The 17541-nt window shown below is 63.9% G+C and carries 12 protein-coding genes and 2 pseudogenes; 2 read left to right on the top strand and 12 right to left on the bottom strand.

Annotated features, from left to right (window positions below):
- Positions 1-65: 65 nt before the first annotated feature.
- From FS320_RS09255 to FS320_RS09200, 12 genes and pseudogenes are all read right to left on the bottom strand, one after another.
- The gene (locus FS320_RS09255; protein WP_162002908.1) at positions 66-968 is read right to left on the bottom strand and encodes a 2-dehydro-3-deoxygalactonokinase; all 903 of its coding nucleotides are present in this window, start codon (positions 966-968) and stop codon (positions 66-68) included.
- Between the two features lie 47 nt (positions 969-1015).
- Positions 1016-1645: a uracil phosphoribosyltransferase gene (upp, locus tag FS320_RS09250; RefSeq protein WP_152711058.1), complete on the bottom strand. Its 630-nt coding sequence runs from the start codon at positions 1643-1645 to the stop codon at positions 1016-1018.
- Between the two features lie 36 nt (positions 1646-1681).
- Positions 1682-2935: a DUF1688 family protein gene (locus FS320_RS09245; protein ID WP_162002907.1), complete on the bottom strand. Its 1254-nt coding sequence runs from the start codon at positions 2933-2935 to the stop codon at positions 1682-1684.
- Positions 2936-3170: 235 nt separating this feature from the next.
- A complete protein-coding gene (locus FS320_RS09240; RefSeq protein WP_152711056.1) occupies positions 3171-4433 on the bottom strand; it encodes a GTP cyclohydrolase II in 1263 nt (420 codons plus the stop codon).
- Between the two features lie 258 nt (positions 4434-4691).
- Positions 4692-5909, bottom strand: a pseudogene (locus FS320_RS09235) (phosphopentomutase); the annotation flags it as partial.
- A 68-nt stretch (positions 5910-5977) separates the two neighbouring features.
- On the bottom strand, positions 5978-6961 hold the full coding sequence (locus FS320_RS09230) for a cation diffusion facilitator family transporter (RefSeq protein WP_152711114.1): 984 nt from the start codon (positions 6959-6961) through the stop codon (positions 5978-5980).
- Between the two features lie 17 nt (positions 6962-6978).
- On the bottom strand, positions 6979-8607 hold the full coding sequence (locus FS320_RS09225) for an ABC transporter ATP-binding protein (protein ID WP_152711052.1): 1629 nt from the start codon (positions 8605-8607) through the stop codon (positions 6979-6981).
- Positions 8604-9767 (bottom strand): ABC transporter permease, encoded by a 1164-nt coding sequence (locus tag FS320_RS09220; RefSeq protein WP_152711050.1) that lies wholly within the window; start codon positions 9765-9767, stop codon positions 8604-8606. Before FS320_RS09220 ends, FS320_RS09225 begins: the two co-directional genes overlap by 4 nt.
- 1 nt (position 9768) lies before the next feature.
- Positions 9769-10878 (bottom strand): microcin C ABC transporter permease YejB, encoded by a 1110-nt coding sequence (locus FS320_RS09215; RefSeq protein ID WP_152711048.1) that lies wholly within the window; start codon positions 10876-10878, stop codon positions 9769-9771.
- 62 nt (positions 10879-10940) lie between these two features.
- Positions 10941-12803, bottom strand: coding sequence for an extracellular solute-binding protein (locus FS320_RS09210; protein ID WP_152711047.1), 1863 nt, complete (start codon positions 12801-12803; stop codon positions 10941-10943).
- Positions 12800-14644 carry an ABC transporter substrate-binding protein gene (locus FS320_RS09205; protein ID WP_162002906.1) on the bottom strand — a complete coding sequence of 615 codons (1845 nt, stop codon included), beginning with the start codon at positions 14642-14644 and terminating at the stop codon, positions 12800-12802. Before FS320_RS09205 ends, FS320_RS09210 begins: the two co-directional genes overlap by 4 nt.
- 155 nt (positions 14645-14799) lie before the next feature.
- Entirely contained in the window at positions 14800-15342 is a 543-nt protein-coding gene (locus FS320_RS09200; RefSeq protein WP_338105312.1) for a c-type cytochrome, read from the bottom strand.
- 207 nt (positions 15343-15549) lie between these two features.
- On the opposite strand from FS320_RS09200, the pseudogene FS320_RS09195 reads away from it, so the two are divergent.
- Both FS320_RS09195 and FS320_RS09190 read left to right on the top strand, forming a co-directional pair.
- A pseudogene (locus tag FS320_RS09195) lies at positions 15550-16335 on the top strand (3-deoxy-manno-octulosonate cytidylyltransferase); the annotation flags it as partial.
- Between the two features lie 132 nt (positions 16336-16467).
- Positions 16468-17322: a prephenate dehydratase gene (locus tag FS320_RS09190; RefSeq protein ID WP_152711110.1), complete on the top strand. Its 855-nt coding sequence runs from the start codon at positions 16468-16470 to the stop codon at positions 17320-17322.
- The last annotated feature ends 219 nt before the right edge of the window (positions 17323-17541 follow it).

Here is a 17541-nt window from a genome sequence, read left to right as displayed (position 1 = left end):
GAAGAATCCTCAGCGGTCATGGGCTCGGGGGCTCCGCTTGCGCGGCCCCGGAATGACCCGTGTGGTCAGCCCAACGCGTGCTGCCGCACGATCCGGGCGAGGCCCGCGATCAGCGCTTGTTGCGGCACCTTGATCTCAGCCTTGATGCCGTGGCGCTCGAGCGCGTGGACATAGAGATCGGCGCGGCCCGGTTCGGCCAAGATGGTGACGGAGGAGGGGCGACCGAACTGCGCCAAGGCTCCGTTGATCTCGTCGCCCGTGAGAAGGCCAGACAGGTAGGGTGCGAGCAGATTGCTGTCCATGCGGCGCGAGACGACCGCCGCGCGGGCGCTGAAAAGAAGATGGAGCAGGCCGACCCGGTTCTCGCCGCTGTTGCGCTCGGCGGCATCGATCCCGAGATCGAAGCCTTTCGGGTCTTCCGGCTCGGTGGCCGGGCGGCCGATCATGGAATGCTCGCGCAGCAGCCCGTACATCTCGCCGGTCATGTAGGTGGCGAAGCGCTCGATGCGACCGTCCTTCATCGCGATCCATTTCGGATGGGTGCCTGCCGAGCAGATCAATCCGTTCTCGACGCCCGCACCCAGAGCCAGCGTCTCCTCACCGCGCATGACGTCGGCCGTGCCGGGAGCGGGCTCGCAGAACAGGCCGGGGATGATGTAGCCCTTGCGGCCGTTCTCCAGATCCACGGGCACGAGCGCCTGGGCGATTTCGGCCGGGCCTGCAGGGCAGGTGGCGTATGGCGCCTCAACCCAGCCTTCGCGGCTCCCCACCATGCCGACGAGCAGCACCGGTGCATCGGGCTCGGCCTCGAGCCATCTCCCGCATTGGCGCGAGAAAACGTCACGGTGCTGGCCCTTTTGCAGGGCCGAGACACCCTCATTCGATGAGACCTCGTCGAGAACGGTTTCGTTCTCGATCAGATAGCCACGAAAGCGGGTCGTTCCCCAATCGGCGACGATGAAGCGCAAGGCGGATGATCCCTCATTGGAATTGCGAAAGGAAATCGCCTGAAGCGTCAGCGCGTTCCGTACATCCGGTCGCCGGCATCGCCTAGGCCCGGCACGATATAGCCGTGGTCGTTGAGGCGCTCGTCGATGGAGGCGGTCCAGATATCCACGTCCGGGTGCGCGCCGCGCAGCTTCTCGATGCCCTCGGGCGCCGCGAGCAGACAGACGAAGCGCAGATCCTTGGCGCCGCGCTCCTTCAGCCGGTCGATGGCCGCCACGGCCGAGTTCGCGGTCGCCAGCATGGGGTCGAGCACCAGCACCATGCGGTCGGCGAGATCGGACGGGGCCTTGAAGTAATATTCGACGGCCTGGAGCGATTCCGGATCGCGGTAGAGGCCGATATGGGCGACGCGCGCGGCGGGAACCAGCGTGAGCATGCCATCGAGGAAGCCGACACCCGCACGCAGGATGGGGGCGAAAACGAGCTTCTTGCCGGCGATCTGCGCGCCTTCCATGGTGGTGAGCGGCGTCTCGATCCGGATGCGCTCGATGGGCAGGTCGCGGGTGACCTCATAGCAGAGCAGCATGCCAATCTCGTTGAGGAGCTGGCGGAAGCCCTTCGTCGAGCGTTCCTTGTCCCGCATCAGGGTCAGCTTGTGCTGAACCAGCGGATGATCGACCACCGTGACGCCCTGCATGTTTTTTCCCTCTTTGATCGTCGTATGCTGATTCAGCTAAAACACTGTCCCGTCACTGATCACGCTGAGAGGGGGCGAGCCGTCGCCGCGCTTCTCCTTCGCAAGCCTCCGCCCTGTCGCCCAGGTGCCGCCTTCCAGCACCTTGGCCAAGGGAAAGTCCTCCGCGGCGAATCCTAGCTTCGTGCGGATGGGATCGGCAATGCGGTCGAGAAGGGCCACGGTCAAGGCCCGCCATTCGACGACGAGTTCCGAATCCACCGCATGGGCGCGCGTGGCGTCCGCCGCATCCTTCAGGGCGATCACGCCCGTGTCGAGAAAAAGGCCACCGTTGCGGTATTCTGGCAGGCCCGTGAGACCGTCGATATCGACAACGGCAAAGCCCGCCCATTCGAGCGGCTCGATCAGCGAATAGGAGAGCCACTGGGACAGTTTGTGGAAGGGGATGAGCCCCTTCGTGGCATCCGGCGCCTCGATCAGAGGATGGCGCCAGGTATCGCCGAGATCGATGCCGCCGAGCGTGATGCGGCCGGGCCAGATCGGCCCGAGATGGGTGAGCAGCGCCTCCAGGATCGAGGTCGCCCTGATGCCGTCGCTTTCGGCCGTGGCGGCAATGACGTCGAAGAGCCCGCCTGGGCGAGGATCGTCGACCTGCCCGAAAATATCGGGGTTCGTTGCGACGACGCGCCCCAGACGATTGAGAAGAGCGGCGCGGCCTTCGAGCCCGACGAGCGGGTTGTCGGCCGAGACCTGGAAACCGGAGGCGAGATCCTCCGCGGTCAGCGTCATCAGCACATCCGCATCGACGCGGAAGGGATCCTCCGGCTTGCTGGAAAAGGCGCCGCTCAAGAACATGTCGAAGCTTGCGACCGCAAGCCCCTCGGAGCGGATATAGATTTCGCCGGTGCGGCCCTCCTCGTAGCGCCACTGCGCCCCCGCACCGGCATCGAGCAGGACCGAGACGATGGCGAGATCGAAGGCGGAGCGGGCCATGTCGGCGGCGCTCTCCCAGGGGGCGCCGTGCATCACCGCATCCCAGCGATCATGGCCGCCGGCGGAGAAATGGCGCCAGCGGGCATGGAACGGAATCTCGAGGGAAGGATAGGCCTGGCGGATCGTGGCCACGACCTCGTCGGCACAGGGCTCAAGCCGGTCGAGATCGACCGTGAAATGCTTGAGGCGACCCTCGAGCCCTGCTTGCAGAAGCTGATGGGACCGCTCCCGCACGGCTGCGGCGGACAACAGGCTTCGGGCGGCTTGGGTTTCTGGAGAAAGATTGGGCTGGTCCGTCACGCAGGGCTCCGCTGCTCTCGTGCCGAGAGCGATAGCACAGTCTCGGCTGAGCGCAGCATTCCGGCGCTCAGCCGTTTGACGAGAAGGTTAAGGCCAGAGCATCGGACCCAAAAGCGGCTTTCATTTTTGGGATCAATCCGATGCTTCAATTCGCCCTGAGCGCATCGCTCAGGGGTGAAAACCGGGGCCACTTTTCACTGGCGTGGCCCTTCGGGTCCGCGCGATGCGCTCGGCGTCAGAACCGCTCCAGATCGCGTCCCTTCACCTTGTCCAACTCCGATGCATCGGGCGCGCCGTCGGGCGTGTAATAGCCTGCGGCCTTCTTTGCCTCCAACTCCACCTGCGCATCCGGCGGCACCAGCTCGGCCGGGATCGGCACGCGCTCCACCACCTCGATGCCCGAGCCGGTGATGGCATCGTACTTCATGTTGGACATGGACATGAGCCGGTCGATGCGGCGGATGCCGAGCCAGTGCAGCACATCGGGCATGAGCTGCTGGAAGCGCGCATCCTGCACTCCGGCCACGCATTCTGTGCGCTCGAAATAGGTGGAGGCCTGGTCGCCGCCTTCCTGCCGCTTGCGGGCATTGTAGACGAGGAACTTGGTCACCTCGCCGAGCGCGCGGCCTTCCTTGCGGTTATAGGCGATCACGCCGACGCCGCCACCTTGAGCTTCCCGGACGCATTCCTCGATGCCGTGCACGAGATAGGGCCGGCAGGTGCAGATGTCGGAGCCGAACACGTCGGAGCCGTTGCACTCGTCATGGACGCGGCAGGCAATGCGGGTCTTGGGGTCGCTCAGGCGGGCCACATCACCCATCACATAGACCGTGATGTTGCCGATGGGCGGCAGGAACACGCTCATATCGGGACGGGTGACGAGCTCGGGGAACATGCCGCCGGTCTGCTCGAAAAGGGTGCGGCGCAGCTCGCCCTCGGAGCAGCCGAAGCGCTGGGCGATGCCGGGCAGATACCAGACCGGATCGACCGCGATCTTCGTCACCGAGATGTCGCCCGATTCATGCAGGAAACCACCATCGGCCTTGAGGCGCTTCGCCCCCATGGCGCCAAGGATCTCGGGCATGTTGAGACGCGCCTTGGTGACCGCGATGCTGGGACGGATGTCGAGGCCGGCGGCGATCTCGTCCTTGTAGATCTCGCCGACCATATGGCCCCAGGGGTCGAGGGACACGATCCTGCCCGGCTCGAACCATTGCGGATGCGGGCCGATTTCGGCGGTCGGGTGCGTGTTGTGAAGATCGGGCCGCGCCAGCGGGTTGAGCGCCCGGGCGGAGATGGCCAGCGCCCGGTAGAGGGAATAGGAGCCGCCATGGGCGCCGATCACGTTGCGGTCGGCCGGGTTGGTGACGGTGCCGACGACCGGACCCCGGACCTGTGGGTCCTCGGCCCCCCATTTGATCGGATGCTTGATGGTGCCTGCGTTCGGCTCGGGATGGGAGGTGAGCCGGATATGGGTCGAGCGGTTAGGCGAGCTCATGAACGATCTTCCACGCGAAACGGGAAGACTCCCCCACTGATCGCCGGAGAGCCTCCATACGATCTTTGGAAGACTGATCCAAAGTTTCGGTGCCGTCAATGGCACTGGGGAGGGATGCGGCGGCTTGGCCTTTTCTCGGGACTTTCTGCAACTGTCCTCACGTCATCACCGGCCTCGTGCCGGTGATCCCGATGCGAGAAACGCTACGCTTCCACAACCGGGACGGCCGGGACAAGCCCGGCCATGACAAAGGGCTAAGAGCCAAGGCGCTCCCATTCCTTTATGGGAAACCCCCAGATGGGCGAGCACGCTTGCCCCGATATCGGCAAAGCTCTCCCGCCGCCCGATGGCGCCAAGCTTCAATCCAGAGCCGAAGCTCAGGATCGGCACGTGTTCGCGGGTGTGGTCGGAGCCCTGCCATGACGGGTCATTGCCATGGTCGGCGGTGATGATGACGAGGTCGCCGTCCTTGAGGGCTGCCTCGATCTCCGGGATGCGCCGGTCGAAGGCCTCGAGCGCAGCGGCATAGCCGGGAATGTCGCGACGATGGCCGAACTCGCTGTCGAAATCGACCAGATTGGCAAACACGAAGCCGCCATCGGGCAGATCCTTCAACGCCTCGATGGCGGCCGACAGGCAGGCATCGTTGCCATTGGGCTTCACCTCCCGACCCGTTCTGCGATGGGCGAAGATGTCGCCGATCTTGCCGACGGTCACGATGGAGCGCCCTGCCGTGTCGAGGGTGTCGAGGATGGTGTCGGCCGGTGGCGGCGTGGCGAAATCCTTGCGGTTGCCGGTTCGTTTGAAACCGCTCTCGGGCGAGCCGACAAAGGGGCGGGCGATCACACGGCCGATCTTGTATGGATCGCAGAGTTCGCGCCCAATCTGGCAGAGATCGTAAAGCCGCTGCAGGCCGAAAGTCTCCTCGTGCGCGGCGATCTGCAGCACGCTGTCGACGGACGTGTAGAAGATCGGCTTGCCGGTGCGCAGATGCTCCGCGCCGAACTCGTCGATGACGACAGTGCCGGAGGCATGCTTGTCACCGAGAATGCCGCGAAGATTGCCCCGTTCGATGAGCGCCGCCGTCAGCTCCTCCGGGAACGTCGGGATGGTATTCGGGAAATAACCCCAGTCGAAAGCCACGGGGACGCCTGCGATTTCCCAATGGCCCGAGGGCGTGTCCTTGCCCTTGGAGGTCTCGACGCCGTAACCCCAGGCGCCTTTCAGCGTTCCTTGCGGTGCCAGGTTCGGCGGCATGCGTCCGGTCGAGGCTTCGGCGGCAAGGCCGAGGCCGAGCGCCGTCATGTGCGGCAGGTGAAGCGGACCCCGGCGCAAACCGGCCTGATCGCCCCGGCCCGCGGCACAGGCCTCGGCGATGTGCCCGACCGTATCGGCGCCGGCATCCCCGTAAGCAGCCGCATCCTCGGCTCCGCCGATGCCGACGGAATCGAGCACGATGAGTAGAGCGCGAGGCATGTCTTCTTGTCCTTCAAGCCACTAGAATCATGACTGATACGGCATCGCGGCAAAAGATGCGATGCTCTCTAATGGTGGTGGTGCCCACCAGAATTGTGCCCCTCATGGGCATGGTCATGATGGTCCAGTGGGCATTCCGCGCCATGATCGTGAGATCCTGGCCGGTGGATCTCGATCTGCAGGGTCGAGTGCCCGATGCCGAAATGGGCCTTCAGATCCTGCTGCGCCTGCGCCAGAAACCGGTCGCCCGGATGTCCGCTCGGCATGACGAGATGCGCCGTGAGCGCCGTCTCGGTGGTGCTCACCGCCCAGACATGGAGGTGATGGACGTGGTCAACGCCCGGCATCGCCTCGAGCGCCTTCCTGACTTCCGGAACGGCGATGCCGCGCGGCACGCCGTGCAATGAGAGCGCCAGGGACTGCTTCAGCAAGCTCCAGGTGCCCCAGACGATGACGGCGGCGATGACGAGACTGAGCACCGGATCGATCCAGTTCGCGCCCGTCCAGAGAATGGCGAGACCGCCGAGAACTACGCCGAGGGACACGGCGGCATCCGCCACCATGTGCAGGAAGGCGCCGCGGATGTTGAGATCGTGCTGGCCACCCAGGAAAAGGAAAGCGGTAAAACCGTTCACGACGATGCCGATGCCCGCCACGATCATCATGGCGCCTGCGGCAACCGGCGTCGGTTCGATCAGGCGCCCGACGGATTCCCAGACGATGCCGCCCACCGCCACCAGCAGGAGGAGGGCGTTGAAAAGCGCCGCCAGAATCGAGCTGGAGCGCAGACCGTAGGTGAAGCGCTCCGTCGGGCCGCGCCGCGCGAGCAGGGCCGCGCCCCAGGCGATGGCGAGGCCGAGCACGTCGCTCAAGTTGTGCCCGGCGTCGGAGAGCAGGGCCATGGAATCGGCCCAGAAACCGTAGCCGGCCTCGATGATGACGAAAGCGAGGTTGAGCGCGATGCCGATGGCAAAGGCACGCCCGTAGCTGGTGCGGGGGGCATGGGAATGCCCGTGATGGTGATGGCCGGTCGAATGGTGATGCGAATGCATGATCGAAGCGTTCAAGCCTATTCTCGAACGGCGCTCGACGCCGCCGTTTCAAGATTGAAGGCGGCGGCAAAGAGCGCCTTGGTGTAATCGGTCCGCGGCGCGGCGAAGATGTTTTCGGCGGATCCTTCCTCGACGATCTTGCCGTTCTGCATCACCACCACATGGTTAGCGAGTGCCCGCACGACCCTGAGATCGTGGCTGATGAACATGTAGGCAAGGTCGCGCCGTTTCTGGAGATCGCGTAGCAATTCGACGATCTGCGCCTGCACGGACATGTCGAGCGCCGAGGTGGGCTCGTCGAGCATGATGAATTGCGGCTGGAGCGCCATGGCGCGGGCAATGGCGATGCGCTGGCGCTGGCCGCCGGAGAATTCGTGCGGATAGCGGTCCATGGTGGACGGATCGAGACCGACATCGTCCAGTGCCTTGGCCACGGTGTCGCGGCGCTGGGCGTAAGTGAGGCCTTTGTTCTGGACGAGCAATCCCTCCTCGACGATCTCGGCAATCGACATGCGCGGCGAGAGGGAGCCATAAGGGTCCTGGAACACGACCTGCAGATCCTTGCGCATCGGGCGGATCTCTTTCGAACGCATGCCGTCGATGCGGTTGCCGAGAAAGACGATGGGGCCTTCCGATTGCACGAGGCGCAGGATGGCAAGGCCGAGCGTCGTCTTGCCGGATCCGGATTCGCCCACGACGCCGACGGTCTCGCCCCTGCGCACGCGCACGGAGACGCCGTCGACTGCCTTCACATGACCGACCGTTTTCTGGAAGAAGCCGCGCTTGATCGGGAACCACACCTTGATCGGCCCGGCATCGACGATGACCGGCGCATCCTTCGCAACCGGATTGGCACGGCCCTTCGGCTCGGCGGCCAGGAGCCTCTGCGTATAGGGATGCTGCGGGTTGCCGAACACCTCCGCGACCGTGCCCTGCTCGACGATCTTGCCCTTGAGCATGACGCAGACGCGGTCCGCGATCTTCCGCACGATGCCGAGATCGTGCGTGATGAAGAGCATGGACATGTTGAGCCTGCTCTTCAGCTCGGCGAGCAGCTTCAGAATCTGCGCCTGCACCGTCACGTCGAGCGCGGTGGTGGGCTCGTCGGCGATGAAGAGATCGGGCTCGTTGGCGAGCGCCATGGCGATCATCACGCGCTGGCGCTGGCCGCCGGAGAGCTGATGCGGATAGGCACCCAACCGGCTTTCGGCATCGCGGATGCCGACGAGCTCGAAAAGCTCGAGCGTGCGGGCGCGCGCTTGGCGGTCCGAGAGGCCGCGGTGGAGCTTGAGGATCTCAGCGACCTGCCGCTCGATGGTGTGGAGCGGATTGAGCGAGGTCATCGGCTCCTGGAACACCATGGTGATGTCGTCACCGCGCACCCGGCGCATCTCGTCCTCGTTCGCCGCGATCAGGTCCTTGCCCTTGAACAGGATGCGCCCCGACGGGTGATGCGCGGACGGGTAGGGCAGGAGTTTGAGCGCGGACAAGGCGGTGACGGACTTGCCTGATCCGGATTCGCCCACCAGCGCCACCGTCTCTCCCGGCATGACATCGAACGAGACGCGGTCGACCGCCAGCATGTCGCCCCCGCCCTGGCGGAAGGCGACGGAGAGGTCTTGGACGGACAGGAGGGGCTCGGTCATCGAAACGTCTTCCGCGGGTCGAAGGCGTCGCGCACCGCTTCGCCGATGAAGATGAGGAGGCTGAGCATGATGGCGATCACAAAGAAGCCCGCGAGACCGAGCCATGGCGCCTGAAGGTTCGCCTTGCCCTGCGCGAGCAATTCGCCGAGCGACGGCGAGCCCGGCGGCAGGCCGAAGCCGAGGAAGTCGAGCGAGGTGAGCGTCGCGATCGAGCCGTTGATGATGAACGGCATGAAGGTCAGCGTCGCCACCATCGCGTTCGGCAGGAGGTGCTTGAACATGATGGTGCCGTTGGAGAGCCCCAAGGCCCGCGCGGCGCGCACATATTCGAAGTTTCTGGCGCGCAGGAACTCGGCCCGCACCACGCCGACCAGCGATACCCAGGAGAAGAGCAGCAGGATGCCCAGCAGCACGAAGAAGCTCGGCGTGATCACCGCCGAGATGATGATGAGGAGATAGAGCGAAGGGATCGCGGTCCAGATCTCGATGAAGCGCTGGAACAGTAGATCGGTCCAGCCGCCGTAATAGCCCTGCACCGCTCCGGCGAGAACGCCGATGATGGATGAAATGCCGGCAAGCGTCAGGCCGAACAGAACCGAGATGCGGAAGCCGTAGATGAGGCGCGCGACGACGTCACGGCCCTGATCGTCGGTGCCAAGCCAGTTCCACTCGATGTCGTTGCAGCCCGTGCCGCCGGTCCGCTCCGCGATGGGCCGGCACTGCTCGTCGGTGAGCATCCAGGTGGGTGGCGCGGGTGCCGGAACGGGAAGGTCGAGATTGTGCGTGGTGTAGGAGAAGCGGACCGGCGCCCAGAGCAGCCAGCCGTTGTCCTGGATCTCCTTGGCGATGACCGGATCGCGGTAATCGGTCTGCGCCAGGAAGCCGCCGAATTTTTCCTCGGGATAGTCCACAAACGCCGGATAGAGCAGCTCGCCCTTGTAGGAGGCGAGGATCGGCTTGTCGTTGGCAATCAGCTCCGCGAACAGGCTGAGCACGAACAGGACCATGAAGATCCAGAACGACCAGTAGCCGCGCCGGTTGGCTTTGAAATTCTGAAGCCGTCGCCGGTTGAGCGGCGAGAGCTTGATGAAGCCCTCCTTCGGCAGGGGAGGCGCGACGGGCGAGGAGGCCGGCGAAACGACAGGAATGGTCTCGTTCATCTCACGCCTCCCTGGTCTCGAAATCGATCCGGGGATCGATCCACGTATAGGTGAGGTCCGAGAGCAGGTTCACCGCCAAGCCTACCAGCGAGAAAATGTAGAGATTGGCGAAGACGACCGGATAGTCGCGGTTCACGATGGACTCGAAGGAGAGCAATCCCAGGCCGTCGAGGGAGAAGATCGTCTCGATGAGGAGCGCGCCGGCGAAGAAGGCGCCGATGAAGGCACCCGGGAAGCCTGCGATCACGATCAGCATGGCATTGCGGAACACGTGGCCGTAGAGCACCTGGCGCTCGGACAAGCCCTTCATGCGTGCGGTGAGCACATATTGCTTGCGGATCTCGTCGAGAAACGAGTTCTTCGTCAGCAGGGTCGAGGTGGCGAAGGCGCCGAGCGCCATGGCCGTGATGGGCAGCACCAGATGCCAGAAGTAATCCGCGATCTGCATGTACCAGGGCATGAAGTCCCAGTTCTCGGAGGTGAGACCGCGAAGAGGGAAGATCTGCCAGAACGAGCCGCCGGCAAACAATACGATCAGGAGGATCGCGAACAGGAAGCCCGGAATCGCATAGCCGATGATGACGACTGCGGATGTCCAGATGTCGAAGGAGGAGCCGTCACGCACGGCTTTCTTGATGCCGAGAGGAATCGAAATCGCATAGGACAGGAGCGTCATCCACAAGCCCAGACTGATCGACACCGGCAGCTTCTCCTTGATCAGTTCCAGCACCGAGATGTCGCGGAAATAGCTCTTGCCGAAATCGAAGCGGGCATAATCCCAGATCATCTTGAGGAAGCGCTCATGCGCCGGCTTGTCGAAGCCGAACTGCGCTTCCAGTTGCTTGATGAATTGCGGATCGAGCCCTTGCGCGCCACGATAGCGGGACGAGGAGGCATCGGCCGCGCCTGCCCCGCCGGGGCTCTGCGCTCCGAAATCGCCTCCGCCGCCGGAGATGCGGGAGGAGGCGCCGGAATCTTGCCCCTGCAGCTGCGCGATGATGCGCTCGACGGGGCCGCCGGGAGCGAACTGCACCAGAACGAAGGAGATGAGCATGATCCCGAGTATCGTGGGGATCATGAGAAGAATGCGGCGTGCGATATAGGCCAGCATCAAGCGCCTGCGGATTTAAGGCCGATGCGGCCAATGGGGGTCGTCAGCGTTGTGTCCAAGCCTTATCCTCTCCCGATCCGCTTCGCCTTCTCGGCATCGTACCACCAGGTTCCCGGCGCACCCGAGGCAAAGCGGGGCTTGGTCTCCGGGCGCGAAAACTGGTCCCAATAGGCCAGCCATTCGCTGGCCCGGTACCACATGGGCACCCAATAATGGCCCGAACGGAGAACCCGGTCCAGGGCGCGGCAGGCGACGTTCAACTCCTGCCGCGACTTGGCGTTTCCAATCTGCTCGATCAGGGCGTCGACGGCCGGATGGGCGATGCCGGCCAGGTTATGCGCGCCAGACGTCCGCGCAGCCTGCGAGCCGTAAACCGTCCGTAGGCTGTCGCCCGGTGTCGTCGAGCCGACAAGCGCGCGACTCGTCATGTCGAAATCGTATTCGTTCAGGCGCTGCTGATACTGGGCCGCATCCACGATGCGTGACCGGGCATCGATGCCGAGACGCTTCAGGTTGTTCTGGAAGGGCTGGGTGTGAGGCTGGAGCGAGGGCTGGAAATCGAGGAACTCGATGGTGAAGTTCTGGCCGTTCGGCAGCTTCAGCACGCCCCCCTCACGCTTGCAGCCGGCCTGTCGCAGGAGTTCATCGGCGCGGCGCAGCAACTGCCTGTCCTGTCCCGAGCCGTCGGAGACGGGGGGAAGGACGGGGTCTCCGAACACCGAAGCGGGAAGCTTGTCGCGGAACGGTTCGAGCAGCGTCAATTCCTCCGCCGTGGGCATGCCCACCGCCTTCATGTCGCTGTTCTCGAAAAACGAAGCCGTGCGCCTGTAGAGGCCGAACATGATATTGGTGTTCGTCCATTCGAAATCGAAGGCGAGGCCGATGGCTTCGCGAATGCGCGGATCCTTGAAGGTCTCGCGGCGCGTGTTGAAGTACCAGCCCTGAATGGATGAGGGCGAGTCGTTCGCAATCTCTTCCTTCTTCACCTTGCCTTCGCGCACGGCCGGGAAATCGTACCCGGTCGTCCAGGTGCGGGAGGTGAATTCCTCGTGATAGTTGAGCGTGCCGTTCTTGAAGGCCTCGAAGGCCACCGTACGATCACGGAAATATTCGTAGCGGATGCGGTCGAAATTGCCCTGGCCCACATTCACCGGCAGATCCTTGGCCCAGTAATCCGGCACACGGTCGAACTCGATGAAGCGCCCGACCTCGAAGCGACCGACCTTGTAGGGACCTGAAGCCAGCGGCGCTTCCAGCGTCGAGGCCTCGAAATCCTTATCCCGCCAGTACTTCTCGGAGAAGATCGGCATGCCGGCGACGGTGAGATGCAGGTCGCGGCTGCGTTGTGGCGTGAACTGGACACGCAGGATGTCGTCGGACTCCGCCTCGGCCGACGCCATCTGCGTCAGGAGTTGAGAGAAGACCGGATGGCCCTTGGTCTTCAGGATGTTCAGCGAGAAAGCCGCGTCCTTCGCGGTCAGCCGTGAGCCGTCGTGAAAGCGCGCTTCCGGACGCACGGTGAAACGATAGGTGAGCTTGTCGTCGGAGATGCGCACGCTTTTGGCGACAAGGCCATAAAGCGCATCCGGCTCATCCGCCGACCCGGCCATGAGGGTGTCGAAAGTGCCGGTCATGCCGGCCGCGCCATCGCCTCGTAGCACGAAGACGTTCAGCGTGTTGAAGGTGTCGAAGTTCTGGTTGCCGGTGGTCTGCTTGATCTGGACCGCCAGCGTGCCGCCTTTCGGCGCAGCGGGATTCACGTAAGGAAAATGCTTGAAATCCGGTGCCTGTTTCAACTCGCCGAAGCTCGACAGGCCGTGCGTTTCCGTCTCGCCTTCCTGCGCCAGACCGATTCGCGGTAGGACGGAAAGAGCGGCACCTGCCGCTCCCGTTTTGAGGATGCTGCGGCGGCTGATGGTCTTCATCGCGGAGCTCCCGTCTTGGCCGCCTTGGCTTCGTCGTACCACCAGATGGTCGGAAAGGCGGCCCCGCCGTAGCGCGGCATCGCCTCGGGATGGCTGTAGCGGTTCCAGCGCGCGGTACGCTGCTTCAGCGAGGTCCATTGCGGAACCACGTAATCGTGAGCGAGCAGAACGCGGTCGAGGGCCTTCGTCGCCGCCACCAGATCGTTGCGGTCCTTGGCGAAGATGATCTTGTCGATGAGCGCATCGATGCCTGGATCGGCAATGCCGGGAAGGTTGCGCGAGCCCTCGCGCGTCGCAGCCTGCGAGCCCCAGAACTCACGCTGCTCGTTGCCCGGAGAAAGGCTCTGGGGCCAGAGGCCTGTGGCGACGTCGAAATCGAACGCGCGGGCGCGATTGGTATACTGGACGTCGTCAACGGTGCGCACCGTGGTGGCGATGCCGAGGCGATCCAATGAGGCCTTATAGGGAAGGAACACGCGCTCTTCGTTGGGGCTGCTGCTGAGCAGTTCCGCGCTCAGGACCTCACCCTTGGCGTTGACGCGGCGGCCGTTCTTCACCTCCCAGCCCGCTTCCTTGAGCAGGCGATCCGCCTCGCGCAGGTTGTTGCGGACCGTCTCGGGCGAGTCGTTGATGGGATTCTTGTACGGCGTCGTAAAGACGGATGCCGGGATCTTGTCGCGGATGGATTCGAGGATCTTCAGCTCTTGTCCCTCGGGCAGGCCCGACGACGCAAGATCGAGCCCGTAGAAATAGCTCGAGGGCCGCTCGTAGAGGCCGTAGAAGATCGTCTTGTTCAGTTCCTCGAACGGGAAGGCAAGATTGAAGGCTCTGCGAACGCGCTGATCCTTGAATTTGTCGCGGCGCATGTTGAGCACGAAAGCCTGCATGACTCCCGTTGCGCGGAACGGAAATTCTTCGAGGATCACGCGGCCTTCCTGGCGTGCCGGAAAGTCGTAGCCCGCCGCCCAGTTGCGGGCGCTGTTCTCTGTCCGGAAGTCGAGTCGGTCGCTCTTGAAGGCTTCGAGCAGCACCGTCGCATCCCGATAATACTCGTAGCGGATCTCGTCGAAGTTGTTCTGCCCCACATTCACGTTGATCTTTTCGCCCCAATAATCCTTCACGCGTTCGTAGGAAGCGTTGCGGCCGGTATCGAAACTCTTGAGGCGATAGGGACCGGAGCCGAGCGGCGGTTCGAGCGTGGTCTGCGTCACGTCGCGCTTGCGTCCATCGGGTGCCGTGCCTTCCCACCAATGCTTCGGCAGGACCATTAGCTGCCCCATGATCTGCGGCAACTCGCGGTTGCCCTTCTCGTCGAAGGTGAACTTGACCTCACGCTCGCCCACCTTCTCGGCCTTGCTGACATTGGCATAGTAGAAGGCGTAGGTCGGACTGTTGGCCTTCAGGCTTTCGAACGAGAAGATGACGTCGTCCGTCGTCACCGGCTTCCCGTCATGCCATCGCGCCTCCGGGCGCAGGCGGAAGCTGACGGAGGAGTAATCCTCGGGATAGGAGAACGACTCGGCGAGCAGGCCGTAGGAGGCATTCGCCTCGTCGAGGGCAGATGTGGTCAGGGTTTCGTAGATGAGGCCGAGGCCCTGCTCGGGGGAACCCTTCACGCCGGCGACCACGATGTTGAAGCTGTCGAAGGTGCCGAGCGCCCCTAAGCGAACGAGTCCGCCCTTCGGGGCGTTCGGGTTGACGTAGTCGAAATGCGAAAAGCCTTGCGGGTATTTGGGCTCGTCGAGCAGGGCCGAACCGTGCCGCCATGGCGCTTCCTGGGCTGCGACGGGAGTGAAGACGAGGCAGGCGGCGAGGAGGCTCGGCAGAAGGGTGCGGATCACAAGGCGTCTCCTGAACGGACGAGGCGTCTGTCGTCAGCTTACATTTTGTGCGCCCTGAGGCGAGCGCAAGAGATAACCCTCGAAACCCGCGAGTGCCTAAAAGAAAAGCCGGGCTTGAGGCCCGGCTCTTCGAAACGTGATGCTGTTCAAATGTCTTACTGGGCGGCCGGCAAGGGAACCGGGCTGTCGGAGAGGGTCCGCAGATAGGACAGGATGTCGGCGCGCTCCTTGGCCTGGGCGACGCCCGCGAAGGCCATGATGGTGCCGGGGACGTCCTGCTTTGGATTGTGAATGAAGGCGAACAGGTCCTCGTAGGACCAGTTGCCGCCGTGGCCCTTCATGGCCGCGGAGTAGTTGAAACCCTCGTGCGAGGCGACGGGGCGCCCGACGACGCCGTAGAGATTCGGGCCGACCTTGTTCGGGCCGCCCTTCTCGAAGGTGTGGCAGGCCGCGCATTTCTTGGCGGAGCTTTGGCCTTTCGCCGGATCGGCGCTGGCCAGAAGGACCGGGAGCGGCTGCTCCGGCTCTGCGGGGGCGGCTCCGCCGCCGGCAGCGGCCTCTTCGGGGGCCGGGAGGTCATAACCAGGGACAGCGGGCTTATGGGGAGCAAACAGGCCGCCGGCGATAACGTTGACGCCGACCACGAAGAGAAGCGAACCGAAAACGGCGCCCGCGATCTTATTGGTCTCGATATTCATCAGTTAGGCTCTCCTCGCCTTCGTACACCGGCGAAATCAGCGCAGCAGAACGGATCCGCGGGCGAGTGCCCGCGACAGGGCCGTTGCTTAGCCGTAGTGATGGGGTTTTGACAATAGGGTTTCCAGGAGTTTTCGCCGTTCTCGTGGTCGCAGCACGGGTCTCAAACTCCTGAAGGCGGCCCAAGGTCCGTTTCCGGCCCATGACAAATGGCCCCTGCCTTTCACTTTTCGGTCCGATGTTCTAAGGACCCGGATCATTTCCGAAAAAACCGCGTCATGTCCGATCCACTCGTCCTCATCCCCGCCCGCCTCGCCGCAACCCGGCTGCCGAACAAGCCCCTGGCCGAGATCGCCGGCGAGCCCATGATCGTCCATGTGTGGCGCCGGGCCGTGGAGGCGGGGATCGGGCCCGTGGCCGTGGCGACGGACTCCCCTGACATCGCCGAGGCGGTCGCCAGGGCGGGAGGGCGGGCGGTCATGACCCGGACGGATCACGTCTCCGGCTCTGACCGCATCTTCGAGGCTGTGGAAAAGCTCGACCCGGAGGGACGGCACGACGTGGTCGTGAACGTCCAGGGCGACCTTCCGACGATCGATCCGGCCGCCATCGCGGCCTCCATCGTCCCGCTCTCGGATCCGGCGGTCGACATTGCGACTCTCGTCGCGGTCATCGCCCGGGACGAGGAGAAGACCAATCCCAACGTGGTGAAGATGGTGGGGAGCCCGATTTCTTCCAGCCGCCTCCGCGCCCTGTACTTCACCCGCGCGACCGCGCCCTATGGTGATGGTCCGCTCTATCATCACATCGGTCTCTACGCCTATCGCCGCAAAGTGTTGCAGCGTTTCGTCGGCCTCACGCCGTCCCCGCTGGAGATGCGCGAGAAGCTGGAGCAGTTGCGGGCGCTGGAGGCCGGCATGCGCATCGACGCAGTCGTGGTCGACGACGTGCCGCTCGGCGTCGATACTCCTCACGATCTGGACAGGGCACGCGAGATCATCGCGGCCAGGGCCTCGGACCCAAAAGTGGCTTCCACTTTTGGGTCCGAGGCCCCTTCTTTAACGCGGCGCATCGTTCAAGGCGTAAAACCGGGACCACTTTTCCGCGCGATGCGCTGGGAGGACATCATGAGCAAGCTTATTTCTTTCCAAGGGGAGCTGGGGGCCAATTCCCACACGGCCTGCTCGGAGGCGCGTCCCGACTGGGAGGCGCTGCCCTGTCCGACCTTCGAGGATGCGTTCGCGGCCGTGAACGAGGGTCCGGCGGGCCTAGCCATGATCCCCATCGAGAACTCCATCGCGGGGCGCGTGGCCGATATCCACCATCTGCTGCCGACCTCCGGGCTGCACATCGTCGGCGAGCACTTCCTGCCGATTCACTTTCATCTCATGGCCATCCCCGAGGCCAATCTCGGCACCGTCAAGGACGTCTACAGCCATGTCCATGCCCTGGGTCAGTGCCGCAAGATCATCCGCAAGCTCGGGCTCAAGGCCCATGTGGCCGGCGACACGGCAGGCTCCGCCCGCGAGGTGGCCGAGTGGAAGGATCCGACCCGCGCGTCGCTCTCGCCCCGCATGGCGGCCGACATCTACGGCCTGAAGATCCTGGCGGAGAACGTGGAGGACGAGGCCCACAACACCACCCGCTTCGTCATCCTCTCCAAGACGCCGTACTGGGCCCCTGCCGGACAGGGTCCGACCGTCACGTCGTTCGTCTTCCGTGTCCGCAACCTGCCGGCCGCGCTTTACAAGGCGCTGGGCGGCTTCGCGACGAACGGCATCAACATGACGAAGCTCGAGAGCTACATGCTCGAAGGCGAGTTCCTGGCCACCCAGTTCTATGCCGAGGTGGACGGCCATCCGGAGGACGCGAATCTAAAGCGGGCACTGGAGGAACTGGAATTCTTCTCCCGCGAGCTGCGCGTTCTCGGCGTCTATCCGGCCGACCCGTTCCGGGAGAAGATCAGGGAAGCGGCCGAATGATCATTCTCATCCGCGAGGCGGTTGAGAATGATGTCGAAGGCATCGCCAGGGTCCACGTCCAGGGCTGGCGCGAATCTTACAAGGATTTCCTGTAATAGGGGCAAAACCGTTGGCGATCACGCTAAGGAGCAGCGGTCGCTGACCAGATCTGCCAGGCGCGGGACGGCTGGCGCATCAGCAATTCCCAGTCTATCGCCAAGATAGCTCCAGAATGACACT

The organism is Microvirga tunisiensis, from assembly GCF_009296175.1.
Lineage (GTDB): Bacteria > Pseudomonadota > Alphaproteobacteria > Rhizobiales > Beijerinckiaceae > Microvirga > Microvirga tunisiensis.
The sequence above is the reverse complement of the archived record's forward strand: the minus strand, read 5'-3'. Positions and strand labels throughout refer to the sequence as shown.

Coding starts and splice junctions, on each gene's coding strand:
- FS320_RS09210 (WP_152711047.1), bottom strand. CDS start 12,803: ATGAAGACCATCAGCCGCCGCAGCATCCTCAAAACGGGAGCGGCAGGT.
- upp (WP_152711058.1), bottom strand. CDS start 1,645: ATGCAGGGCGTCACGGTGGTCGATCATCCGCTGGTTCAGCACAAGCTG.
- FS320_RS09230 (WP_152711114.1), bottom strand. CDS start 6,961: ATGCATTCGCATCACCATTCGACCGGCCATCACCATCACGGGCATTCC.
- FS320_RS09220 (WP_152711050.1), bottom strand. CDS start 9,767: ATGAACGAGACCATTCCTGTCGTTTCGCCGGCCTCCTCGCCCGTCGCG.
- FS320_RS09190 (WP_152711110.1), top strand. CDS start 16,468: ATGAGCAAGCTTATTTCTTTCCAAGGGGAGCTGGGGGCCAATTCCCAC.
- FS320_RS09215 (WP_152711048.1), bottom strand. CDS start 10,878: ATGCTGGCCTATATCGCACGCCGCATTCTTCTCATGATCCCCACGATA.
- FS320_RS09225 (WP_152711052.1), bottom strand. CDS start 8,607: ATGACCGAGCCCCTCCTGTCCGTCCAAGACCTCTCCGTCGCCTTCCGC.
- FS320_RS09200 (WP_338105312.1), bottom strand. CDS start 15,342: ATGAATATCGAGACCAATAAGATCGCGGGCGCCGTTTTCGGTTCGCTT.
- FS320_RS09240 (WP_152711056.1), bottom strand. CDS start 4,433: ATGAGCTCGCCTAACCGCTCGACCCATATCCGGCTCACCTCCCATCCC.